The organism is Pseudomonas putida, from assembly GCF_004357765.1.
Lineage (GTDB): Bacteria > Pseudomonadota > Gammaproteobacteria > Pseudomonadales > Pseudomonadaceae > Aquipseudomonas > Aquipseudomonas putida_U.
This window is the reverse complement of the sequence record NZ_SMTE01000027.1, coordinates 1-23,375: the sequence shown is the minus strand read 5'-3', so window position 1 is coordinate 23,375 and position 23,375 is coordinate 1. Positions and strand designations below refer to the sequence as shown.

The 23,375-nt window shown below is 64.0% G+C and carries 26 protein-coding genes; 16 read left to right on the top strand and 10 right to left on the bottom strand.

Annotated features, from left to right (window positions below; translation table 11 throughout):
• Positions 1–37: 37 nt before the first annotated feature.
• Positions 38–631 carry an RNA-guided endonuclease InsQ/TnpB family protein gene (locus E2H86_RS25365; RefSeq protein WP_243744100.1) on the top strand — a complete coding sequence of 198 codons (594 nt, stop codon included), beginning with the start codon at positions 38–40 and terminating at the stop codon, positions 629–631.
• Between the two features lie 13 nt (positions 632–644).
• Here E2H86_RS25365 and fliK read toward each other — a convergent pair whose 3' ends face one another.
• Positions 645–2,201 (bottom strand): flagellar hook-length control protein FliK, encoded by a 1,557-nt coding sequence (gene fliK / locus E2H86_RS25360; protein WP_133332243.1) that lies wholly within the window; start codon positions 2,199–2,201, stop codon positions 645–647.
• A 134-nt stretch (positions 2,202–2,335) separates the two neighbouring features.
• Between fliK and ccmA the strand changes: the two genes are divergently transcribed.
• From ccmA to E2H86_RS25295, 13 genes are all read left to right on the top strand, one after another.
• Positions 2,336–2,968: a cytochrome c biogenesis heme-transporting ATPase CcmA gene (gene ccmA / locus E2H86_RS25355; RefSeq protein ID WP_133332242.1), complete on the top strand. Its 633-nt coding sequence runs from the start codon at positions 2,336–2,338 to the stop codon at positions 2,966–2,968.
• Complete coding sequence (gene ccmB, locus E2H86_RS25350; protein ID WP_008096270.1) at positions 2,965–3,633, top strand: heme exporter protein CcmB; 669 nt, start codon at positions 2,965–2,967, stop codon at positions 3,631–3,633. The genes ccmA and ccmB overlap by 4 nt, the downstream gene beginning before the upstream one ends.
• Positions 3,634–3,678: 45 nt before the next feature.
• The gene (locus E2H86_RS25345; protein WP_133332241.1) at positions 3,679–4,446 is read left to right on the top strand and encodes a heme ABC transporter permease; all 768 of its coding nucleotides are present in this window, start codon (positions 3,679–3,681) and stop codon (positions 4,444–4,446) included.
• A complete protein-coding gene (gene ccmD, locus E2H86_RS25340) occupies positions 4,443–4,619 on the top strand; it encodes a heme exporter protein CcmD (protein ID WP_133332240.1) in 177 nt (58 codons plus the stop codon). Before E2H86_RS25345 ends, ccmD begins: the two co-directional genes overlap by 4 nt.
• Complete coding sequence (gene ccmE, locus E2H86_RS25335; protein WP_133332239.1) at positions 4,616–5,071, top strand: cytochrome c maturation protein CcmE; 456 nt, start codon at positions 4,616–4,618, stop codon at positions 5,069–5,071. Before ccmD ends, ccmE begins: the two co-directional genes overlap by 4 nt.
• Before the next feature lie 11 nt (positions 5,072–5,082).
• Complete coding sequence (locus E2H86_RS25330) at positions 5,083–7,056, top strand: heme lyase CcmF/NrfE family subunit (protein ID WP_165976122.1); 1,974 nt, start codon at positions 5,083–5,085, stop codon at positions 7,054–7,056.
• On the top strand, positions 7,053–7,589 hold the full coding sequence (locus E2H86_RS25325) for a DsbE family thiol:disulfide interchange protein (RefSeq protein ID WP_133332237.1): 537 nt from the start codon (positions 7,053–7,055) through the stop codon (positions 7,587–7,589). The genes E2H86_RS25330 and E2H86_RS25325 overlap by 4 nt, the downstream gene beginning before the upstream one ends.
• Positions 7,586–8,062 carry a cytochrome c-type biogenesis protein gene (locus tag E2H86_RS25320; RefSeq protein WP_133332236.1) on the top strand — a complete coding sequence of 159 codons (477 nt, stop codon included), beginning with the start codon at positions 7,586–7,588 and terminating at the stop codon, positions 8,060–8,062. Before E2H86_RS25325 ends, E2H86_RS25320 begins: the two co-directional genes overlap by 4 nt.
• Complete coding sequence (gene ccmI, locus E2H86_RS25315) at positions 8,055–9,245, top strand: c-type cytochrome biogenesis protein CcmI (protein ID WP_133332235.1); 1,191 nt, start codon at positions 8,055–8,057, stop codon at positions 9,243–9,245. The genes E2H86_RS25320 and ccmI overlap by 8 nt, the downstream gene beginning before the upstream one ends.
• Positions 9,246–9,257: 12 nt before the next feature.
• Positions 9,258–9,677 (top strand): hypothetical protein, encoded by a 420-nt coding sequence (locus E2H86_RS25310; RefSeq protein WP_133332234.1) that lies wholly within the window; start codon positions 9,258–9,260, stop codon positions 9,675–9,677.
• A gap of 203 nt (positions 9,678–9,880) precedes the next feature.
• Positions 9,881–10,819 (top strand): 2-hydroxyacid dehydrogenase, encoded by a 939-nt coding sequence (locus tag E2H86_RS25305; RefSeq protein WP_133332233.1) that lies wholly within the window; start codon positions 9,881–9,883, stop codon positions 10,817–10,819.
• Positions 10,820–10,870: 51 nt separating this feature from the next.
• Positions 10,871–11,659, top strand: coding sequence for a PhzF family phenazine biosynthesis protein (locus E2H86_RS25300; protein WP_133332232.1), 789 nt, complete (start codon positions 10,871–10,873; stop codon positions 11,657–11,659).
• 70 nt (positions 11,660–11,729) lie between these two features.
• Positions 11,730–12,068: an FKBP-type peptidyl-prolyl cis-trans isomerase gene (locus E2H86_RS25295; RefSeq protein ID WP_133332231.1), complete on the top strand. Its 339-nt coding sequence runs from the start codon at positions 11,730–11,732 to the stop codon at positions 12,066–12,068.
• Positions 12,069–12,164: 96 nt separating this feature from the next.
• On the opposite strand, the gene E2H86_RS25290 is transcribed toward E2H86_RS25295, so the two are convergent.
• The 3 genes from E2H86_RS25290 to E2H86_RS25280 form a co-directional block, all read right to left on the bottom strand.
• Positions 12,165–12,893: an aspartate/glutamate racemase family protein gene (locus tag E2H86_RS25290; RefSeq protein WP_133332230.1), complete on the bottom strand. Its 729-nt coding sequence runs from the start codon at positions 12,891–12,893 to the stop codon at positions 12,165–12,167.
• Positions 12,894–12,911: 18 nt separating this feature from the next.
• A complete protein-coding gene (locus E2H86_RS25285) occupies positions 12,912–14,435 on the bottom strand; it encodes an NCS1 family nucleobase:cation symporter-1 (protein WP_133332229.1) in 1,524 nt (507 codons plus the stop codon).
• Positions 14,436–14,909: 474 nt separating this feature from the next.
• Positions 14,910–15,347: an Lrp/AsnC family transcriptional regulator gene (locus E2H86_RS25280; RefSeq protein ID WP_133332228.1), complete on the bottom strand. Its 438-nt coding sequence runs from the start codon at positions 15,345–15,347 to the stop codon at positions 14,910–14,912.
• A gap of 132 nt (positions 15,348–15,479) precedes the next feature.
• Here E2H86_RS25280 and E2H86_RS25275 point away from each other — a divergent pair, with 132 nt between their 5' ends.
• Both E2H86_RS25275 and E2H86_RS25270 read left to right on the top strand, forming a co-directional pair.
• A complete protein-coding gene (locus tag E2H86_RS25275; RefSeq protein ID WP_133332227.1) occupies positions 15,480–16,376 on the top strand; it encodes a DMT family transporter in 897 nt (298 codons plus the stop codon).
• 66 nt (positions 16,377–16,442) lie between these two features.
• Positions 16,443–17,369, top strand: a complete 927-nt coding sequence (locus E2H86_RS25270; protein ID WP_133332226.1) for a class I SAM-dependent methyltransferase — start codon at positions 16,443–16,445, stop codon at positions 17,367–17,369.
• 27 nt (positions 17,370–17,396) lie between these two features.
• On the opposite strand, the gene E2H86_RS25265 is transcribed toward E2H86_RS25270, so the two are convergent.
• The 6 genes from E2H86_RS25265 to E2H86_RS26370 all read right to left on the bottom strand — a co-directional run.
• The gene (locus E2H86_RS25265; protein ID WP_133332225.1) at positions 17,397–18,395 is read right to left on the bottom strand and encodes a sulfate ABC transporter substrate-binding protein; all 999 of its coding nucleotides are present in this window, start codon (positions 18,393–18,395) and stop codon (positions 17,397–17,399) included.
• Between the two features lie 116 nt (positions 18,396–18,511).
• A complete protein-coding gene (locus tag E2H86_RS25260; protein ID WP_133332224.1) occupies positions 18,512–19,330 on the bottom strand; it encodes an ion transporter in 819 nt (272 codons plus the stop codon).
• Between the two features lie 44 nt (positions 19,331–19,374).
• Positions 19,375–20,250, bottom strand: a complete 876-nt coding sequence (locus E2H86_RS25255; protein ID WP_133332223.1) for an urea transporter — start codon at positions 20,248–20,250, stop codon at positions 19,375–19,377.
• 186 nt (positions 20,251–20,436) lie between these two features.
• The gene (pyk, locus tag E2H86_RS25250) at positions 20,437–21,852 is read right to left on the bottom strand and encodes a pyruvate kinase (RefSeq protein ID WP_133332222.1); all 1,416 of its coding nucleotides are present in this window, start codon (positions 21,850–21,852) and stop codon (positions 20,437–20,439) included.
• Positions 21,849–23,123 carry a glycerate kinase type-2 family protein gene (locus tag E2H86_RS25245; protein WP_133332221.1) on the bottom strand — a complete coding sequence of 425 codons (1,275 nt, stop codon included), beginning with the start codon at positions 23,121–23,123 and terminating at the stop codon, positions 21,849–21,851. Before E2H86_RS25245 ends, pyk begins: the two co-directional genes overlap by 4 nt.
• A 166-nt stretch (positions 23,124–23,289) precedes the next feature.
• On the bottom strand, positions 23,290–23,375 hold an 86-nt coding region (locus tag E2H86_RS26370; RefSeq protein ID WP_243744099.1), incomplete at its 5' end, for a hypothetical protein.

Below are 23,375 nucleotides of genomic sequence, written 5' to 3'. Positions count from 1 at the left end.
CTTTAGCGAAGATGCTCGTGGCCGTTGGTACTTCAACGTGTGTGTTGAGGTCGAACGTACTTGCCCAGCCGGGCAGGATGAAATCGGTATCGACCTTGGGTTGAAAACCACGGCCACCTGTAGCGATGGCAGCGCCCTCGAGGCTGGGCGGTTCTACCGCGACCTTGAAGGCAAGTTGGCCATTGCCCAGCGTGCCGGCAAGAAAACCCGCGCGCGAGCCATCCACGCCAAGATCGCCAACCGTCGCAAGGATGCACTTCACAAATTCAGCACCGCACTTGTGCAGCGGTGCGGGCTGATCGTTGTTGGCAACGTCAAGCCCAAAGCGTTGGCTAAGACCAGAATGGCCAAGTCGGTGCACGACGCCGGGTGGGGCATGTTGAAAACGATGCTGTCTTACAAGTGCGATAGCGCAGGCATCGTTTTTCGTGAAGTCAACGAAGCGTACACCACCCAAGTCTGTTCGCATTGCGGCGCACTCCCGCCCAGTAGTCCGAAAGGTAGGACCGGCCTTGGAATAAGAGAATGGACTTGTGAGTGTGGTGTCACTCATGACCGCGACATTAACGCGGCGAGGAACATTCTCGCGGTCGGGCATGGCCGTCTACCTGTAGGAATTCCCGTTCTTTAGGGCGGGGAGGATGTCAAGCGTTCTCGTCCACCCAGCGTTGTTCCACCCGGGTGCGTGGGCCCTGGGGAGGAGTGCCGGGGTGGCACTCCAGGTCGCCCACGTCCAGGCCGCGGTCCAGCAGGCGCTCGCGCAGACTGCCAAGATGACGGTCGATCAGGCGGGCAGTGGGCTCGCGTTCGGCCCATAACTGGCCCGACAGTCGGCCCTGATTGAGTTGCGCCTGAACCTGCAACGGCCCCAGTGGTGCCAGGTCGATGGCCAGTTCGATGCGCCACAGCGCCTGCATCGGGTCCTTCGCTCCGGACTCGCGGTCGGCCTGTTGCTGCGGGGTTTCTTCGCGTTGCAGTTTCACCTGCAGAGGGATGAAGTCCTGGCCATGGCGCACGGGGATCTCGGTCTGCCAGGTGGTCTGCAGGTTGCCGCTCTCCAGCGTGCCGGACTGTTGCAGGCTGCTCAGGGCGTGGCTCTGCAGTCGCGAAATGGCTGCGCTGGCCAGGCGCAGCAACTGCTGCAGATCGCCTTCGTCTTCCAGGGCCTGGAGCAGCCGGGTCGGTAACGGAAAGGTACCCGGCTGTTGCCGGGGGCTGACCCGGTCGAGCAGCCCCAGGGCGCTGCGAGTCATGGCAGGCAGGGCCTGGGCCAGGGTGCTCGCGGCCACGGCGGGGCTGCCCGGGGCGTTGGCTGAAGCCAGGGCCACCAGACGCACCAACTGTGCCTTGAAGTCGGTGGCCACGCCGGCGCCCAGGCCGCCGAGCAACTTGGCTTCGAGAAACGCGCCGCTGTTGTTCAAGGCCTGCACGAGTGTCTTGGCATCGCCAAGCTGCCGCGCATTGGGCAGGTTGTCCAGCAGGTTGGCGGCGGCGCCACGCAGCTCGCCGTTGGCCTGAGGGCTGTTGGCAATCTGCTGGAGGCCGCCGAGCAGGCTGGGTAACGACGCCTGGCGTCCCTGCTGGGTCAGCAGTTGCTGAGCGATGTCGAGTTGCTCCTGGCGCCCGCTCAGTGGCACGAAGCGCAGCGACTGGTCGCCCTGCACCAGCGCGCTGAGCAAGCTGCCCAAGGGCAATGGCCGTGGGCTGTCGATGGTCAGGGTAGCGCCGGCCTGGGCCGTATTGAGCAGGGTCACCAGCGAGCGGAAACCGGTGGCTTCGCCAGTTGCCTGGGACAATGGCTGGCTGGTCAGGACCTTGCCCTGCAGCAGGGTGCCGAGGGGGACCTTGGCGGTGTCCAGTTGGGTGAGGGTCGCGACATTGCTGCCGTGGGCCTGTTGTACCAGCACCGCCAGGCGGTTGCTGTCAGGTTGGCTGACGGTGACCAGGCTGCCCTGGGCAAACGGCTGGCTGGAGGTGGCCTGTAGCTGGGTCAGGGTGCCGTTGGCTTGGGCCAGGCGCAATACCAGGAGGAACTCGCTGCCGTTCTGCCGCAGGGTCAGGACCTCGGCCTGGGCGGTTTCCCCTGGCTTGAGCAAGCCCGGCTGCGCCTGGGTCAGGCTGAGCAGTTCACTGGTCAGCGCCGCCTTGATCACCTGCGGGTTGAGGGCGGTTTGTGCGCCGACACTATTGATTTCAGTCATGTATTGTATACAACCTGTCGAACCCGCCTCTTGGCAGCGTGGCCGCACATGTAATAATGCCCGGCCGCCAGCCATTGCCAGTATAACGGCAGGGCGCTGGGCGACTTGAGACACACACTGCATAAGGCGAATCCGTGACCCTTCACCTTCAAGCCGTGGGCCTGGCCTGCGAGCGCGACTGGCGTCTGCTGTTCGAGCATCTGGATTTCGAACTGCGCCCCGGCGACATGCTGCAGATCAGTGGCCCCAACGGCAGCGGCAAGACCAGCCTGCTGCGACTGCTGGCCGGGCTGATGCAACCGACCGCCGGGCAGATCCTGTTGGGCGGTCGGCCATTGGCCGAGCAGCGCCATGTCCTGGCCAGCATCCTGCTGTGGATCGGCCACGCCGCTGGCATCAAGGACCTGCTCACCGCCGAGGAGAACCTCACCTGGCTGTGCGCCCTGCATCAGCCTGCCGATCGCGACGCGATCTGGGCGGCGTTGGCGGCGGTCGGCCTGCGTGGATTCGAGGACGTACCCTGCCATACCCTGTCCGCTGGCCAGCAGCGTCGGGTGGCGCTGGCGCGCCTGTACCTGGACAGCCCGCCACTGTGGATTCTCGACGAACCTTTCACTGCCCTCGACAAGCAAGGCGTGGCCCAGCTCGAGGCACACCTGGCAGCCCATTGCGAGCGGGGCGGTACAGTGGTCCTGACCACCCACCATACCCTCGAGCGCAAAGCCTTGGGCTACCGCGAACTCAACCTGGGACAGTGGGCGGCATGAGCGTATTCATCCTGTTGCTGCGGCGCGAGGCGCGCCTGCTGTTCCGCCGTCCTGCGGAGCTTGCCAATCCGCTGGTGTTCTTTGCCATCGTCGTCGCGTTGTTCCCGTTGGCGGTGGGACCGGAAAGCCAATTGTTGCAAACATTGTCGCCGGGCCTGGTGTGGGTCGCCGCATTGCTGGCGGTGCTCCTGTCCCTCGATGGCCTGTTCCGCAGCGATTTCGAGGATGGCTCGCTCGAGCAGTGGGTGCTGTCGCCGCACCCGTTGGCCATGCTGGTACTGGCCAAGGTGTTGGCGCACTGGATCTTTTCCGGGCTGGCGCTGGTATTGTTGGCGCCACTGCTGGCCTTGATGCTGGGTCTGCCGAGTCATTGTCTGCCGGTGTTGCTCGGTTCCCTGTTGCTGGGCACGCCGGTGTTGAGCCTGCTGGGGGCGGTCGGTGCGGCGTTGACGGTCGGTCTGAAGCGAGGCGGCTTGCTGCTGGCGTTGTTGATCCTGCCGTTGTATATCCCTGTATTGATCCTGGGCAGTGGCGCGTTGCAAGCGGCACTGCAGAATATGCCGGCAACCGGCCATTTGCTGTGGCTGGCCAGCCTGACTGCCCTGGCGGTGACCCTGGCGCCATTTGCGATAGCGGCCGGGCTGAAGATCAGCGTTGGCGAATAACGAGTCCCGGGCTTCCAAGCCCGGCTAATACCCTGGATGTACCTGATGAAAATAAGCTGGACGTGGTTCCACAAACTGGGCTCGCCGAAATGGTTCTATGCCATCAGTGGTCGCCTGCTGCCTTGGCTGGCGGTTTCCGCCTTGCTCCTGCTGGTGACCGGAGTGGTCTGGGGCTTGGCCTTCGCCCCGCAGGATTACCAGCAGGGCAATAGTTTCCGCATCATCTACATCCATGTGCCGGCGGCGATGCTGGCGCAGTCCTGCTATGTGCTGCTGGCGGTGGCCGGGGCGGTGGGGCTGGTGTGGAAGATGAAGCTGGCCGACGTCGCCTTGCAATGCGCGGCCCCCATCGGCGCCTGGATGACCACCGTGGCGCTGGTCACCGGGGCCATCTGGGGCAAGCCGACCTGGGGGAGCTGGTGGGTCTGGGATGCACGCCTGACCTCCATGCTGATCCTGCTGTTCCTGTACTTCGGCATCATCGCCCTCGGCCAGGCCATCAGTAACCGCGACAGCGCGGCCAAGGCCTGTGCCGTGCTGGCGATCGTCGGTGTGGTGAACATTCCGATCATCAAGTACTCGGTGGAGTGGTGGAACACCCTGCACCAGGGGGCCACTTTCACCCTTACCGAGAAGCCTGCGATGCCGGCCGAGATGTGGTTGCCGCTGCTGTGCACGGCGCTGGGCTTCTATTGCTTCTTCGGCGCGGTACTGTTGTTGCGCATGCGTCTGGAAGTGCTCAAGCGCGAAGCACGCGCCAGCTGGGTCAGGGAAGAAGTCTTGAACAGCCTGGGGCGGAGGGCCGCACGATGAAATTTGCTTCATTCGCCGACTTCGTTGCCATGGGTCACCATGGCCTGTATGTCTGGACCGCCTATGGCATCTGCCTGGCGGTCCTGGCGATCAATGTCGCTGCGCCGCTGTTGGCCCGCCGCCGCTACTTGCAAGAAGAGGCGCGTCGCCTGCGCCGGGAGAACAACCAGTGAATCCGCAGCGCAAGAAACGCCTGTTGCTGATCCTCGGCCTGCTGGTCGGGGTCGCGATCGCCGTCGGTTTTGCCTTGAGCGCCCTGCAACAGAACATCAACCTGTTCTATACCCCCACCCAGATCGCCAATGGCGAGGCGCCGCTGGACACGCGCATTCGCGCTGGCGGCATGGTCGAGAAGGGCTCGGTGCAGCGCTCGGGCGACTCGCTCGACGTCCGTTTCGTGGTCACCGATTTCAACAAGTCGGTGCCGATCACCTACCGCGGTATTCTCCCCGACCTGTTCCGCGAAGGGCAGGGCATCGTCGCCCTGGGCAAGCTCAACGCCGAGGGCGTGGTGGTGGCTGACGAGGTGCTGGCCAAGCACGACGAGAAGTACATGCCGCCGGAAGTCAGCAAGGCGCTCAAGGAAAGTGGCCAGGCTGCTACCACTGGGGAGGTCAAGCCATGAACGCAGCGTTGATGGTGCCCGAACTCGGCCAACTGGCAATGATTCTGGCGATCTGCTTCGCTGCCGTGCAGGCCACCGTGCCACTGCTCGGCGCCTGGCGCGGCGATAGCTTGTGGATGAGCCTGGCCCGGCCTGCGGCCTGGGGGCAATTCGCCTTTCTGGCGTTTGCCTTCGCCTGTCTGACCCATGCCTTCATGACCGACAATTTCTCGGTCGCCTATGTAGCCAGCAACTCCAACAGCGCCTTGCCCTGGTACTACAAGTTCAGCGCCGTGTGGGGCGCGCATGAGGGTTCGCTGCTGCTCTGGGCGTTGATCCTCGGTGGCTGGACCTTCGCCGTGTCGGTCTTTTCCCGGCAGTTGCCGCAAGTGATGCTGGCGCGGGTACTGGCGGTGATGGGCATGATCAGCGTGGGCTTCCTGAGCTTCCTGATCATCACTTCCAACCCCTTCCAGCGCCTGCTGCCGCAGGTACCGGGCGATGGCCGTGACCTCAACCCGTTGCTGCAGGACTTCGGCCTGATCGTCCACCCACCGATGCTGTACATGGGCTATGTGGGCTTTTCGGTGGCGTTCGCCTTTGCCATCGCCGCATTGCTCGGCGGACGCCTCGACGCAGCCTGGGCCCGTTGGTCGCGGCCTTGGACTATCGTCGCCTGGGCGTTTCTCGGGGTGGGGATCACCTTGGGTTCCTGGTGGGCCTACTACGAACTGGGCTGGGGCGGCTGGTGGTTCTGGGACCCGGTGGAAAACGCCTCGTTCATGCCCTGGCTGGTGGGCACTGCGCTGATTCATTCGCTGGCAGTGACCGAGAAGCGCGGCGTGTTCAAGAGCTGGACCGTGCTGCTGGCGATCGCCGCCTTCTCCCTGAGCCTGCTCGGCACCTTCCTGGTCCGTTCCGGGGTGCTGACCTCGGTGCACGCCTTCGCCGCCGATCCGTCGCGTGGGGTGTTCATCCTGATCTTCCTGCTGTTCGTGGTCGGTGGCTCGCTGACCCTGTTCGCCCTGCGCGCGCCGGTGGTCAAGAGCCAGGTCGGCTTTGCCCTGTGGTCGCGCGAAACGCTGCTGCTGGCCAACAACCTGGTGCTGGTGGTAGCGGCTTCGATGATCCTGCTCGGTACTCTCTACCCGCTGGTACTCGATGCGCTGACCGGGGCCAAGCTATCGGTCGGCCCGCCTTATTTCGATGCGTTGTTCCTGCCGCTGATGGCGCTGCTGATGGTGGTGCTGGGCATCGGCGTGGTGGTGCGCTGGAAGGACACCCCAGGCAAGTGGCTGGCGAGCATGCTGACCCCGGTACTGGTCGCCAGTGTGGTGCTGGCGCCGGTGGCGGGCTTCATCGTCGACGACTTCGACTGGCCGACCCTGAGCGTCTTCGCCTTGGCCGCCTGGGTAGTGCTCGGTGGCGTGCGCGATATCCTCGACAAGACCCGTCACAAGGGTCTGGCCAAAGGCGCGCGCGGTCTGACCCGCAGTTACTGGGGCATGCAGCTGGCGCACCTGGGACTGGCGGTGTGCGCCCTGGGCGTGGTGCTGTCGAGCAATAACAGCGCCGAGCGCGACCTGCGCATGGCGCCGGGCGAGAGCGTCGAACTGGGCGGCTATCAGTTCCAGTTCCAGGGCGCCAAGCACTTCGAGGGGCCGAACTTCATTTCCGACAAGGGCACCATCGTGGTGACCCGCGACGGCCGCGAAGTGACCATCCTGCACCCGGAGAAGCGCCTGTATACCGTGCAGCAGTCGATGATGACCGAGGCCGGTATCGACGCAGGCTTCACCCGTGACCTGTACGTGGCCCTCGGCGAGCCGCTGGAGAATGGCGCCTGGGCCGTGCGTGTGCACATCAAGCCGTATGTCCGCTGGATCTGGCTGGGCGGTCTGCTGACCGGCCTGGGTGGATTGCTGGCGGCCCTCGACCGACGCTACCGCGTCAAGGTCAAGACCCGGGTGCGTGAGGCCCTGGGCGTGTCTGGAGCAGCTGCATGAAGCGTTGGATCATGGTGTTGCCACTGGCGGTGTTCCTGCTGGTGGCGGTGTTTCTCTACAAAGGGTTGTTCCTCAAGCCCGACGAGCTGCCGTCGGCAATGATCGGCAAGCCGTTCCCGGCCTTTTCCCTGGCTTCGGTCGAGGGCGATCGGACCCTGACCCAGGCCGATCTGCTCGGTCGCCCGGCGCTGGTCAACGTGTGGGGCACCTGGTGCCCGTCGTGCAAGGTCGAGCACCCGTACCTGAATCGACTGGCCGAGCAGGGCGTGGTGATCCACGGCGTGAGCTACAAGGATGACAATGCCGCTGCCCTCAAGTGGCTGGCCGAGTTTCACAATCCTTACCAGTTGAACATCCGTGACGAGCAAGGATCCCTCGGCCTGGACCTCGGGGTCTACGGCGCGCCGGAAACTTTCCTCATCGATGCCAAGGGCATCATTCGCTACAAGCACGTCGGCGTGGTCGATGCGACCGTCTGGCGCGAACAATTGGCGCCGCTGTACCAAGGGCTGGTCGATGAGGCTCAGCCATGAAGCGCTGGTTGGCAGCGGTGCTGCTCGGCCTGAGTCTGGTCGGCGTGGCCCAGGCCGCTATCGACACCTATCAATTTCGCGACGAGGCCGAGCGCGAGCGCTACCAGGCGCTGACCAAGGAACTGCGCTGCCCCAAGTGCCAGAACCAGGACATCGCCGACTCCAATGCGCCCATCGCCGCCGACCTGCGCCGGGAGATCTTCCGCATGCTCGGCGAGGGCCAGAGCAATCAGCAGATCGTCGATTTCATGGTCGATCGCTATGGCGACTTCGTCCGTTACAAACCGGCACTCAGCAGCCGTACCTGGTTGCTCTGGTTCGGTCCCGGCCTGCTTCTGGCCGCGGGCTTCGTGGTACTGGCGGTGATCGTGCGGCGCCGCCGTGGGGCGGCCATGCCAGGTCGCCAGGCCCTCTCCGACGACGAACGCGAGCGTCTCGCCAAACTGCTGGAAAAAGAACAGACCCATGATTGAATTCTGGCTTAGTGCGGGCCTGCTGCTGCTCGCTGCTCTCGGCTTTCTGTTGATCCCGATCCTGCGTGGGCGCAACCGCCAGCAGGAAGAAGACCGCACCGCCCTGAACGTTGCCTTGTATCAGGAGCGTGTCGGCGAACTGGCGGCCCAGCAGGCCGCTGGCGTGCTCGACGAGGCGCAATTGGCCAAAGGCCGCGACGAAGCCGCCCGTGAACTGCTGGCCGACACCGAGGGTGCCGAGCCACTGCGCCAGGGGCACCTGGGCAAGGCCCTGCCGCTCCTGGCGGCAGGGTTGGTGCCGTTGCTGGCGCTGGGGTTGTACCTGCACTTCGGTGCAGCCGACAAGGTCGAGCTGACCCAGGAATTCGCCGCCGCACCGAAAACCATGGAAGAAATGACCTCGCGCCTGGAGCGTGTCGTCAAGGCCCAGCCGGACTCCGCCGAAGCCGTGTACTTCCTCGGACGTGCCTACATGGCCGAGCAGCGTCCCGCCGATGCCGCGCGTACTTTCGAGCGCGCCGTGGCCATGGCCGGTCGCCAGCCCGAACTGCTGGGGCAATGGGCGCAGGCTTTGTATTTCGCGGCTGACAAGCAGTGGAGCGAGCAGATACAGGGGCTGACCGATGAAGCATTGAAGGCCGATCCGAAGGAAGTCACCAGCCTCGGTCTGCGTGGCATCGCCGCTTTCGAGGGGGAGCGCTACCAGGAGGCGATCGACTACTGGAACCGCCTGCTGGTGCTGTTGCCCGAGGGCGACGCCTCGCGGGCGGCCTTGCAGGGAGGAATCGACCGCGCCGCCGAGCGCCTGGGCGGCAAAGTCGCCAAGCCTGCTGCCCCGGTCGCCGCGCGTCTGAAGGTGCGGGTGGAGCTGGCGGCGGCGCTCAAGGACAAGGTCAAGCCTGACGACACCGTGTTCATCTTCGCCCGCGCCAGCAATGGCCCGCCGATGCCCCTGGCGGCCAAGCGGGTGACCGTGGCGCAACTGCCGATCGAAGTCGAGTTGTCCGATGCCGATGCGATGATGCCGCAGATGAAACTGTCGGACTTCGCACAAGTCCAACTGGTTGCCCGTGTCTCGCGCGCAGGCCAGCCGACCCAGGGTGAGTGGATTGGCCAGGGCGCGCCGCTGGCAACGTCCACCCAGGCCCAGCAACAGCTGATCATCGACAGTCCCGACCGGTAAGAGAAAACGATCATGCACACCACCCTACGCTTGACCCTGATTGCCGTGGCTATGGGATTGTCCGCATGTACCACCTATGAGCCTTACGAGCGGCCGGCACCGCCGATCGAGACGGTGCCGCCACACAAGGGGCCGGTGGTCAAACCGTTGCCAGGTGGCCAGCCATCGACCCAGCCGAGCAAGCCAGCGGCGATTCCCAAACCGATGCCGCGGACCTCGGCCAGCTTTGCCCCGCCACCGGGGGGCGCCAGCCATTGGGATCCGAAGCTTGGGGTGTATGTGTTGGAGAAGAAGAACAACGTCTTCTACCGTCAGCGCACGTATTACCGTTATGACAATGGCTGGAGTTGGTCGCTGAGTCCGGATGGGCCTTGGGAAGAGACCGACAGCAGTGGTGTGCCCGGAGGATTGGGGCGGGCGTTTGCGCAGTGAGTGTGGTGCTTGCTGGGGGCGCTTGGTAATTGCAGTGGCGCATAAATCGAGCGCCGCGCGGGCGGCGCTCGATTTCGAATCCAACATCACCCTCTCGCCACCCTCCAAACAACCCATACAGTACAGTTAATCCCCAATTTATCGTTTGACTGTACTGGCCACCCATTGCGCATAATGTCCCCTCGAATTGACTCGGAGGTGGCATGAGCAAGACAGTCCTGGTGTTGGTGGAAACGGTCGACGACTACCTGCCGATGCTTGAGCAGGCCGGTTATCGGTTGATCCGTGCGCCATCCCCTGCGCTGCGCGCCGACGCCATCCAGCGCCATGCCGGCGAGATCGACGCCGTGCTGACCCGCGGCCCGCTGGGCCTGACTGCTGGCGAGATCGACGCGCTGCCGCAGCTGCGGATCATCTGTGTGATCGGAGCAGGCTACGAGCAGGTCGACCTGGCCGCCGCTGCAGCCCGTGGCATCGTCGTCACTAATGGCGCGGGCGCCAACGCCGCCACGGTCGCCGATCATACCCTGGCCATCCTCCTGGCCTTGCTGCGTGATATCCCGCGGGCCGATGCCAGCACCCGTCGTGGCGAATGGAACCGTGTCATCAGCCCCTCGGTCAGTGGCAAGCGTCTGGGCCTGCTCGGCTTGGGCGCAGTCGGCCAGGCGATCGCCAAGCGCGCCAGCCTGGGATTCGACATGAACATCAGTTATCACAGCCGCACCCCACGTCAGGAGCTGCCCTACACCTGGTATGACAGCCCGCTGCACCTGGCCGATGCCGTCGATATCCTGGTCGTCGCTACCCCTGGCGGCGCCGCTACCCATCACCTGGTCGACGCCAAGGTGCTCGAGGCCCTTGGGGCCGAGGGCTACCTGGTGAATATCGCCCGGGCCAGCGTGGTCGACACTCAGGCCTTGGTGGCCGCGTTGGAGCGAGGCCTGATCGCCGGCGCAGCGCTGGATGTGTTCGATGACGAACCCGCCGTGCCCGACAACCTCAAGGTCCTCGGCAATACCGTCCTCACCCCGCATGTCGCCGGCCAATCGCCAGAGGCCGCCCGTGACACCGTAGCCCTGGTATTGCGCAACCTGCAGGCATTCTTCGCCGGCGAGCCTGTGCTCACGCCCGTGCGCGCCTGACCTTCGCTTTCGTTCTCGCCCGGTAATGACCGGGCTTTCAGGAGTGTTTCCATGCAACTCGAAATCTTCCAGGTCGATGCCTTCTCTGCCGAACCCTTCGGTGGCAACCCGGCGGCGGTGATCCCGCTCGAAAGCTGGCTGCCGGACGATCTGTTGCAGCGCATCGCCGAAGAGAACAACCTGTCCGAGACGGCGTATTTCGTGCGTAATGGTGAAACCTTCGACCTGCGCTGGTTCACGCCGGCGGTGGAAGTCGATCTGTGCGGCCATGCCACCCTGGCCTCGGCCTATGTGCTGTTCGAACAGTTGGGTGAGCAGGCCGAGGTGCTGCGTTTCAATACCCGCAGTGGCGAACTGCGCGTCAGCCGAGATGCAAATGGCCTGCTGGCCATGGACTTTCCGGCCAAGCAGCCCGAGGTCGTGGAGGTCCCACAAGGATTGCTGGAGGCACTGGGTCTGAATGCTGCGCTCGCCGTGTACCGGTCTGACGATTATGTCGTGGTCATCGACGATGCTGCGCAGTTGGATACACTCACCCCCGATTTCGTCGCGCTGTCGACCTTCGATGTGCGCGGCATCGCAGTGACCGCTGCCGGTCGTGGTTACGACTTCGTGACCCGTTGGTTCGGCCCTAACGTGGGAGTCAACGAAGACCCGGTCACCGGCTCCGCGCACACCTCGCTGGCCCCGGTGTGGGCGCAGCGGCTGGGCAAGACCGAACTCAGCTGCGAGCAGGGTGGGGCACGCAAGGGGCAGTTGCTGTGCCAGGTGCCAGGCAATGGTCGGGTCGTCATCAGCGGGCGCGCCGCGCTGTATCTGCGCGGTAGCGTGTTCATCTGATCGGCGCGCTTGCCAAGATCGTCCATTCCTGAGAAAACGGCGCCCTTTGTTATCAGCGTTGGAGAGGCCCATGAGCGGCGAACTGCAGATCATCGATGTGCTCGAAGGCGACGGCAAGAGCGTCGTCAAGGGCGCGCTTATCACCACCCAGTACACCGGCTGGCTTGCCGACGGCAGCGAGTTCGACTCGTCTTGGTCACGCGGCAAGCCATTCCAGTGTGTGATCGGTACCGGTCGGGTGATCAAGGGGTGGGATCAAGGGCTGATGGGCATGCGTGTCGGCGGCAAGCGCAAACTGCTGGTACCGGCGCACTTGGGGTACGGCGAGCGCAGCGTGGGAGCGATTCCGCCGAATTCGGAACTGACCTTCGAGATTGAGCTGCTCGAAGTGCTCACCCGTGACGACTGATCGGTCGCATAGCAAAGAGCCGGAACGCCCTCCGTCCATGACCTGGCCCGAAGGCCAGGTCATCCTGCGCCAGCTACACCTGCCCAGTCTGCCGCCTCAGCGACCCAGGCGCATCGGCCAGCCCAGCACTTTCTTCGTGCGCGGCGTGGCGTAAGTGCGCACTTTCGAGGTGCTCAGGCCCAGGCGTACCAGCGATTCGGCAATGGTCACCGCCGCGCTGACACCATCGACCACCGGCACCCCGGTACGCTGGCGAATCTGCTCGTCGAGCCCGGCCATGCCGCCACAGCCCAGGCAGATGACTTCGGCCTTGTCGTCGCGCACCGCCCGCTCGGCCTGCTCGACGATGGCCTGTACGGCCCGTTGCGGGTCTTCCTCCAGTTCCAGCACCGCCAGGCCACTGGCACGCACCGAAGCGCAGCGGTCGTACAGGCCGGAAAGCTTCAGGCGATCCTCGATCAGCGGCACGGTGCGGTCCAGGGTGGTCACCACCGAGTAGGCGTGGCCCAGGTACATGGCGGTGCTGGCGGCAGCGTCGGTGATGTCCACCACCGGCACGTCGAGCAGTTCCTGCAGGCCTTCGCGGCCGTGCTCGCCATAGCCGGCCTGGATCACCGCGTCATAGGGGCCTTCGTAGGCCAGCACGCGGTCCATGACCGCGATGGCGGCCAGGTAGCTTTCGAAGTTGCCCTCCACCGATTCGGCGCCGAACCAAGGGGTCAGGCCGACGATCTCGGTGCCGGGCGAGGCAACGCTGCGCGCCTGCTCGGCGATGGCCTCGGTGATGGCTTCGGTGGTGTTGACGTTGGCAATCAGAATACGCATGGGCAGTTGAATCCTTGATCAGTGACTGTGGTGATCGACAGCGATGCATTCGCCGCTGACATCGTGGTATTCACGGTTACGCGGCGCGATCAGCAGGTACAGCGCGGCAGCGATGCCGGCACCGATCAGCCAGGAGAACGGCGCGATGCCGTGGAAGTTGGGCACCAGGGCCAGGACGATGGCCAGCAGAGCGGCGGGGGCGAATGCGGCCATGGCGCGCAGGTTGATGCCCTTGCTGTAGTGGTAGGCGCCGTCCGGGTGCTCGCTGTAGAGTTCCGGCACGTTGATGCGGCCTTTGCGCAGCAACCAGTAGTCAGCCATGATCACCCCATACAGCGGGCCGAGCAGGGCGCCCAGGCCGGATAGGAAATACACGATCACCAGCGGGCTGTTGTACAGGTTCCAGGGCAGGATCAACACCGCCACGGTGGCGCTGATCAACCCGGCGCGGCGGAAGTTGAGGTGGCGTGGCGCGAGGTTGCTGAGAACGAAGGCCGGGGCGACGAAGTTGGCCATGATGTTCACCGCCACGGTGACGATCAGGAAGGCCAGGCAGCCCAGCACCAGGAACAGGGTATTGGGAATGCTGGCGACGATTTCGGTCGGGCTGCTGATGACCTTGCCGTCGATCTGGAACTGCGCGCCACACAGCACCACGGTGATCATCGCGAACGCCAGGATGTTCACCGGCAGGCCCCAGAAATTGCCCACGCGAATAGTCTTGCGGCATGGCGAAGAGCGAGCGAAGTCGCAGAAGTTGAGCACCAGGGTGCCGTAGATCGCCAACCACAGTGCACCGCCGGCAAAGATGTTGCGCCACATCTCGTAACCGCGCAGTGGTTCGGCCACCGACCAGGCGATGCGCGCGCCGGCCTGGAAGTACATGAACACTGCAAGGCTGGCGACGGTGAGCAGAATCACCGGACCGGCGAAGGCTTCGTAGCGGCGGACCATTTCCATGCCATAGGCGAGGATTACCAACTGCACTAGCCAGATGGCCACGAAGCACACCCAGCCCAGGCTCGACAGGCCAAGGATGGCGTTATGGTCGTAGTGGGCCAGCTGCGGCCAGACGGCGGTCAGTAGCACGCGCAACACCACCGAGGCCAGGTAGGTCTGGATGCCGAACCACGCGATGGCGATGATCGCGCGGATCAGAGCCGGCAATTGCGCGCCGTGGATACCGAAGGCGATACGGCTGATCACCGGGAACGGCACGCCGGTCTTCTGGCCCATGTAGCCGGACAGGTTCATGAAAAAGTACACCAGCGCCGCGCCGATCGCCAATGACAACAAGATCTGCCAGCCGCCCAGGCCCAAGGCGAACAGACCCATGGCGAAGGAGTAGTTGGCGATGTTGTGCACATCGTTGGTCCACAGCGCGAAAATACTGTAGCGCCCCCAGCGACGCCCTTCGATGCGGGTCGGGGCGAGGTCGCGGTTGTGCAGGCGTGGGCTCAGTTCGAGCGCTGGGTTCAGGGTGACGGTGGGATCGCTACTGGCAACGGACAGTTCAGGGGCAAGGTCGACACTGGTACTCATTCCGGCAGGCTCCTGATGCGTGTGACTGCGATGAGCGGGCGCTGGCGCACGGGCTCGCCATCTCGTCGGTGCAGGCGTTGCATCACTGGGTTCTGGGCGCGGCGGCCGGTATTGGACCGACGCCGCGGGTTCTTGTGTATTTATGTTTTGCGCAACTTGTATACAAAACACGGCGACAAGAAAGCGAGTTCCATGCCAGTTGTAACGGTTGGAGGGCGGAAGTTGATCTGGATCTTCTGTGTTATAAATTTAATGCTTTGATTTATATAGAAAAAATATTGATATTGGTGACGCTTACTTCGGCAGTCTTGATTGATTAGTTGATCGTTAGGTCAACTTTAGAGGCGGGGTATGTGTAACCTATTGGGGCGTCGATTCAAGTAGTGCACACAAAGATGGCACTTACGGTGACATTCTTGTGTACATTTTATAGGCGTATATGTCTGCACGCGAACGGCCGGTGCAGACATACGCTCACCCCATCGGCGGCAGCCGCCGCCTTACCGGCGTCTTCTTGATGATCGCCGTATTGGTGTCAGCGAGCACATTGATACGATCGAGCAAAGCGTCGAGCTGCTCCATCGAGCGCACATGCAAGCGGGCGATGAAGCAGTCCTCACCGGTCACCTTGTCGCACTCGGTGAACTCGGGAATCGCGATGATCTGGCGCTCCACTTCCTGCAATTGGCCCGGCAACGGGCGGATGCGCACGATGGCCTGCAGCTGGTAGCCGAAGCTGCGCGGGTCCACCTCCACCGTGTAACCGCGCAACACGCCGCGCTCCTCCAGGCGGCGCAGGCGTTCGCTGACGCTGGGGGCGGAGAGGCCACTGATCTGCGCCAGCGCCTTGAGCGAGCGGCGTGAGTCTTCCATCAGGGCATTGATCAGCAGTTGATCGATAGCGTCGGTCATAGGTGCCTCGTTAGGTAATCGGTGGATCTGGCCTTGATAGTAAAGGCAAGTCGGACATTTCGCCTTGCTTATCCACTGGAGCGTGCGCGGCGACCCTTTGCATACTATGTCCATCGACAATGGAGGTGTGATATGGACAGTGCGTTGCGTCGGGGGTCGCTTGAAATGGTGGGCGCCATGTTGATTTCCGGGACCATCGGCTGGTTCGTGCTGGTGTCGGGCCAGCCGGTGCTGGAGGTGGTGTTCTGGCGCTGCGTATTCGGCACCGCCACCTTGCTGGTGATCTGCGCGGCGTTCGGTTTGCTCAAGGTCGGCGTGATCGGCCGCACTGCCTTGCTCTGGGCGGTGGTCAGCGGGGCGGCCATCGTCGGCAACTGGGTGCTGCTGTTCGCATCTTATTCGCGGGCGTCGATCGCCATTGGTACCGCGGTATACAACGTCCAGCCGTTCATATTGGTGGGTCTGGCTGCGTTGTTTCTCGGCGAGAAGATCACCGTGGCCAAGGTCACCTGGCTGAGCGTGGCGTTTCTCGGCATGCTGGCGATCGTCAGCGCCCATGGCGCTGGCCAGGCCAGTGGCGAGGATTATCTGTTGGGCATCGCCATGGCGCTGGGTGCGGCATTTCTGTATGCGCTGGCGGCATTGATCATCAAGCGCCTGCAAGGCACACCGCCACACCTGATCGCCCTGATCCAGGTCGCCACCGGCGTGGTGCTGCTCGCGCCCTGGGTCAAGTCAGGCGGCCTCCCGGGCGAACCCTCGGCGCTAGCCAGCCTGGTGACCCTGGGAATGGTGCACACCGGGTTGATGTACGTGCTGTTGTACAGCGCCATCCAGCGCCTGCCCACGGCGCTGACCGGGGCGCTGTCATTCATCTATCCGATCGCGGCGATCCTGGTCGACTGGGTGGCTTTCGGACACCGCCTGGCGCCCTTGCAATGGTTGGGGGTGGGGTTGATCCTGCTGGCGGCGGCAGGAATGCAGCAGGGGTGGTGGTGGCGACCTGCTCGGGTTGTGGTGAAGGGGTGAGTCGACCTTGCCCGCGGAAGGACCGCTGCAGGTAGAATGCGCTCTTTCATCTGCCTGCGACCCCCCATGACTTCGCCGATCCACACCCTCGAGCAGCACCTGCTCGCCGCCCTCGATCCCGCTCCGACTGAAACCCGCCGTCTGTTCCATGGCCGTGGCCGCTGCTGGCCTGGCCTCGAGCAGATCACCGTCGATTGGTTGCAAGGCGTGTTGTCGGTCGCCCTGTTCCGCGAGCCCGAGGAGGGTCTGCTGGCCGAGTTGGAAACCATGCTGCGCCAGCTGGCTGAGCGTGCGCAGTGGACCGGTCAGGCCATTCTCCTCCAGCATCGCTACCTGCCGGACAGCCCGGGCCAGTGGCTGTTGGGCGAGCCCTGCCAGCAGCGTGAGGTGGTCGAGGACGGCTTGACCTACCTGCTCGATCTGGGCGTGCGGCAGAACAATGGCCTGTTCCTCGACATGCGTTATGGCCGGCGCTGGGTGCGTGAGCAGGCCGCAGGCAAGCGTGTGCTCAACCTGTTCGCCTATACCTGTGGTTTTTCCGTGGCGGCGGTTGCCGGCGGTGCCGAGCAGGTAGTCAACCTGGACATGGCGAAGTCGGCCTTGTCGCGCGGGCGCGACAACCACCGTCTCAATGGCCACGATGCCTCGCGGGTAGCCTATCTAGGTCATGAGCTGTTCAAGTCCTGGGGCAAGGTCCGCAAGTACGGCCCCTACGACCTGATCATCATCGACCCCCCGACCTTCCAGCGCGGCAGCTTCGTGCTGACCCAGGACTACGCCAAGATCCTGCGGCGTCTGCCCGAGTTGCTGAGCGAGGGCGGGACGGTGCTGGCTTGTGTCAACGATCCCGGCATCGGTCCGGAATTTCTCATCGAGGGCATGGCGGAGCAGGCGCCGTCACTGGTCTTCGTCGAACGGTTGGAGAACCCGCCGGAGTTTCCCGATGCCGACCCGGCGGGTGGGCTCAAGGCCCTTGTGTTTCGCCAGTCATGATGCTGCCTGTGCTGGCCTCTTCATCAATTACTGATTGCTGTAGATCTGGTCGAACACGCCACCGTCATTGAAGTGGGTCTTCTGTACGGTGCGCCAGTCACCGAAGGTTTTTTCCACTGAGAGGAAATCGACTTTCGGGAAGCGGTCGGTGTACTTGGCCAGCACCGTCGCATCGCGCGGGCGCAGGTAGTTCTGTGCGGCGATTTCCTGGGCTGCGGGCGACCACAGGTACTTCAGGTACTCTTCGGCCAACGCCTGGGTGCCTTTTTTCGCCACTACCTTGTCGACCACACTCACCGGCGGTTCGGCCTCTGCCGATACGCTCGGGTAGACCACTTCGAACTGATCGCGGCCGAACTCGCGGGCGATCATCTCGGCCTCGTTCTCGAAGGTTACCAGCACATCGCCGATCTGGTTGGTCATGAAGGTGGTGGTGGCGGCGCGGCCACCGGTATCGAGCACCGGCGCCTGCTTGAACAGCTTGCCGACGAAGTCGCGGGCCTTGGCCTCATCGCCGCCTTGCTTGAGCACGTAGCCCCATGCCGACAGGTAGGTATAGCGACCATTACCCGAGGTCTTGGGGTTGGGCACGATCACCTGCACGCCTTCCTTGAGCAGATCTGGCCAGTCCTTCAGGGCCTTGGGGTTACCCTTGCGCACGATGAACACCGTGGCCGAGGTGAAGGGTGCGCTGTTGTTCGGCAGGCGGGTCACCCAGTTGTCCGGCACCAGCTTGCCGTGGTCGGCAAGGGCGTTGATGTCGGTGGCCATGTTCATGGTGATGACATCGGCCGGCAGGCCATCGATCACCGCGCGCGCCTGCTTGCTCGAGCCGCCGAAGGACATCTGCAGATTGACCTTCTCGTTGTGCTCGGCTTCCCAGTGCTTCTGGAAGGCCGGATTGTAGTCCTTGTAGAAGTCGCGCATCACGTCATAGGAGACGTTGAGCAAGGTCGGGGCGGCGTGGGCGAAGTTGCCGAGGGCCAGGCCTGCGGCGAGCAGCGAAGCGGTGAGGAGTCTTTTCACGTGGCGTCCTTGTTCGGGGTGAGTAGGCAGAGTGCCAGCGACTATAGCGGCTGTGATCGCAGGGGTTAAAGAACAAAAAATGCTTTGGTTATGCGGTCTCGACAGGGGGGCTTCAGCTATCCGGGAAATAGCGCGCTGCCACAGCGTGAGCAGAATGCCGCGCTGTGCTCATGGCTTTGTTTGCTGCATCGCGGACACTCATGTCTCAACTGTTCGCCACGCATCGCATTGGCCAATTCGGCGGTGAAGATTCCGGTCGGCACGGCGATGATCGAATAACCGGTGATCATCACCAGTGACGACAGCACTTGCCCCAGCGCCGTCTTCGGCACGATATCGCCGAAGCCGACCGTGGTGAGGGTGACGATGGCCCAGTAGATGCCAGTGGGTATGCTGGTGAAGCCATTTGCCGGCCCTTCGATCACGTACATCAGGGTGCCGAACACGGTCACCAGGGTGGAGACGCTGACCAGGAACACGATGATCTTCTGCTTGCTGCCGCGCAGCGCGTCGAGCAAGTAGTTGGCCTGCTTCAGGTAATGGCTGAGCTTGAGCACGCGGAAGATCCGCAGCATGCGAATCACGCGGATGATCAGCAGGTACTGGGCGTCGCTGTAGTACAGGGCGAGGATTCCCGGCACGATGGCCAGCAGGTCGACCAGCCCGTAGAAACTGAATGCGTAGCGCAGGGGCTTGGGCGAGCAGTACAGGCGGGTCAGGTACTCGGCCAGGAAGATCGCGGTGAACCCCCATTCGATCGCTGCGAGCACCCCGGCATAGCCTTGGTGCACCGCGTCGATGCTGTCGAGGACCACCGTCACCAGGCTCGCCAGGATGATCAGCAGGAGAGTCTTGTCGAAGCGTCTTCCGGCCACGGTGTCGGTCTGGAAGACGATGATGTAGAGCCGCTCGCGCAGGCTGGTCGGGTTGTCCATGGGCTCGTTCCACTGTGCAATGGCCTGAGCCTAGGGGCTGCGTTTCAGCTGTGCAAGCGGGCTCCGTCACCCTTGTGGCTGTGGCGTGCCAGATGACTGCCCAGGTGCATCAGCCAGCAGGCCACCACGAACGGTGCGGTGAGTGCCGGGAGCGGCAGCTGGTTGAACAGGGCTTGCAGCAGAAGCGCCAGGGCGATGGCCAGCAGCGACACCCAGGGTTTCTCACCCTGGCGGCTGAAGGCCAGCGCCGCCAAGGCAGCATTGAAGCCGTACAGACCCAGCCAAGCCGCCTGAGCTTCGCCGGCGAACAGCGCTGCGCCGCCGCCGATGGCTGAACCGATGAGCGCCCACAGGGCGGCGTAGGGATTGGCGATGAGTACGCCGAGGATGATCAGAACGCCTGCCAGCGGCTGGTCGAGCAAGAAAATCTGGCCCACGCCGCGCGCCAGGGCATGCAGCGGTTCGGCTTCGACGTAGCCGCCGGGAGAAGGCGAGGCGAGCTGCAGGGTGGCCCAGCCGAGCAGCACGAACGGTGCGGTATAGGCAGTCAGCAGTTTGCCGCCGCGCTTGCGCCACTGGTGGGTCAGGATACTGGACACCCCGCCGGCGGCGATGATCAGTGGTGGCAGGATTGCCGACCATGGCAGCACAGCGCTGATCAGGATGCCGATCAGCACAGCGTTGTAGCAGTACAGGCCAGCCTGGCGGTCGCTACGATCATAGCCGCGGCGCTGGGCCGTGAGCAGCCCGGCGAGGGCGCCGAGCAGGGCGCCGCCGACCAGCGCCGGGGCGGTCAGTAGCATGGCCAGTAGGCAGCACAGGCCGCACAGGGGGTTGCGCAGCAGCAGCACCTGGCTGAAACCGTTGAGCAGTGCCGTGGCCCAGTCGGGGCACGACACGAGGGAATGTTTGGCGTACATGGGGCAGTCGGTAAGGTTGAAGGGGAAGCGGTGGGCCTCTGTGGGCCTCGGTTTTCCGCGCTTGAATGGCACATCGCCTACCGCTGTAGGAGCGGGTTTACCCGCGAATGCGTCTGTCTGGACACTGTGTCGCCAGGTCTATCGCATTCGCGGGTAAACCCGCTCCTACAAGGTCGGTGTGATGGCTTAGACCAAGGTTTCGATCCGCAGCGTATTGGTCGTGCCGGGCTTACCGAAGGGCACCCCCGCGGTGATCAGCAGCGTGTCGCCACGGCTGGCCATGCCTTGGGCCTGGGCGATTTCCAACGCAGTCGAGCAGATTTCGTCGACCTGGCGCAGGCGATCATTGACCACCGAGTGCACGCCCCAGGCCACGCTCAGGCGGCGGGCGGTCTTGAGGTTTGGCGTCAGGTTGAGGATCGGTGCCCGTGGCCGCTCGCGCGCTGCACGCAGCGTCGAAGTGCCGGATTCGCTGTAGTTGACCAGCACCGCCACCGGTAGGATGCCGCTGATGCGGCGGATCGCGCAGCTGATGGCATCCGATACGGTTGCCTCGGCTCTCGGCCGGCCGACGTCGAGCTGGGCCTGGTAGTCCGGGCCGTTCTCCACCTGGCGGATAATCTTGCTCATCATTTGCACCGCTTCCAATGGGTAGTCGCCCGAGGCGGTCTCGGCCGAGAGCATCACCGCATCGGCACCTTCGGCCACGGCGTTGGCCACGTCGGTGACTTCGGCGCGGGTCGGGGCGGGCGAGAAGCGCATCGATTCGAGCATCTGCGTAGCCACCACCACCGGCTTGCCGAGCTGGCGGCAGGTGCCGATGATGCGCTTCTGAATCTGCGGCACGCTCTCGGCGGGTACTTCCACGCCCAGGTCGCCACGGGCCACCATGATCGCATCGGCCAGCTCAGCGATGGCTTGCAGCTGTTCGACGGCAGAGGGCTTCTCGATCTTGGCCATCAGGTAGGCACGGTCACCGATCAGCTGACGCGCTTCGATGATGTCCTCGGGGCGCTGCACGAACGACAGGGCCACCCAGTCCACGCCCAGGTCCAGGCCGAAGGCCAGGTCGCGGCGATCTTTTTCGGTGAGCGGCGAGAGCTCCAGGACAGCCTGGGGCACGTTGACGCCCTTGCGGTCGGACAGCTCGCCGCCGGCCAACACTTCGGTGTCGATGGCATCGTCGTGCTTGGCGGTGACGCGCAGGCGCAGCTTGCCGTCATCGAGCAGCAGGTCCATGCCAGGTTCGAGGGCGGCGATGATTTCCGGATGCGGCAGGTTGACCCGGCGGCTGTCGCCAGGCGTGGCGTCCAGGTCCAGACGCAGGGCCTGGCCACGCTGCAACTGGACTTTGCCTTGGGCGAAACGGCCGACCCGCAGCTTGGGGCCCTGCAGGTCCATGAGGATGCCCAGCGGGTAATTCAGCTGCTGCTCGACTTCACGGATCCACTGATAGCGCAGGGCATGATCGGCATGTTCGCCGTGGCTGAAATTGAGGCGGAAGATGTTCACCCCGGCTTCCACCAGTTGGCGGATGTCGTCGATGCCGTTGATCGCAGGGCCGAGGGTGGCGAGGATCTTTACTTTTTTATCAGGCGTCATGATTGGGCAGTCTCAAGGATCAGGATGGCGCGGAAGTCGTTGACGTTGGTGCGGGTCGGCTCGGTGACGATCAGCGCATCGAGCGCGGCGAAATAGCCGTAGCCGTTGTTGTTGTCCAGCTCGTCGCTGGCCGACAGGCCCAGGGCCTCGGCGCGGGCATAGCTGCTTGGGGTCATGAACGCGCCGGCGTTCTCTTCCGAACCGTCGATGCCGTCGGTGTCACCGGCCAGGGCATAGACGCCCGGCAGGCCCTTGAGGCTTTCGGTGAGGCTCAGGAGAAACTCGGCATTGCGCCCGCCGCGGCCATTGCCACGCACGGTGACGGTGGTCTCGCCGCCGGAAAGGATCACGCACGGCGCCTTGAGCGGCTGGCCATGTTGCACGATCTGTCGGGTGATACCGGCATGCACCTTGGCCACCTCGCGCGACTCGCCTTCCAGGTCGCCGAGGATCAGCGGACTGAAACCGGCTTGGCGGGCTTTTACCGCGGCGGCTTCGAGCGACTGCTGAGGTTTGGCGATCAGTTGGAAGTGGCTGCGCGCCAGGCAGGGGTCGCCGCTCTTGACGGTCTCGGAGGCCGGGTTGCTGAGCCAATCGATGACGGCTTGCGGTGCTTCGATGTTGTAGCGCTTGAGGATCGCCAAGGCATCGGCCGAAGTGCTCGGGTCGGCCACGGTCGGGCCGGAGGCGATGACGGTGGCCAGGTCGCCAGGCACGTCGGAAATGGCATAGGTGTAGACAGTGGCGGGCCAGCAGGCCTTGGCCAGGCGGCCGCCCTTGATCGCCGAGAGGTGCTTGCGCACGCAGTTCATCTCGCCGATGGTCGCGCCGGACTTGAGCAGCGCTTTGTTGATCTGTTGCTTGTCGGCCAGGGTCAGACCCTCGGCAGGCAGGGCCAGCAATGCCGAACCACCACCGGAGAGCAGGAAGATGACCCGGTCGTCTTCGTTGAGGTCGCTGACCAGCTCCAGCACCCGCTTGGCTACTGCCAGGCCGGCCGCGTCGGGGACGGGGTGGGCGGCTTCGACCACTTCGATTTTCTGGCAGTTGGCGCCATGGCCGTAGCGGGTCACGACCAGCCCGCTGACTTCGCCTTGCCAGTGCTTCTCGACCACTTCGGCCATGGCGGCCGCGGCCTTGCCGGCACCGATGACGATGACCCGGCCGCTGCGGTCGGCGGGCAGGTAGGGTTCGAGGACATGGCGTGGGTGGGCGGCGGCGATGGCTGTGTCGAACAGCTCGCGGAGAATTTTTTGCGGATCGACCGACATGGCAGGCTCCCAATTATTGTTGTTCTGCAGAATCCAAAACGCCCCTGGAACTGCCTCCGTGCAGGCCGAACCAGGGGCGGTCCCCACAGCTGCAAGCTTCAAGCTACAAGCCGCAAGCAAAAGCAGATCTGCTTTTACTTGCCGCTTGAGGCTTACAGCCTGAAGCTCATTTCTCGTCGCGGATCGAGAAGTTGGCCATGTGCTCCAGGCCTTTGATCAGCGCCGAATGGTCCCAGTTACCGCCACCCAGGG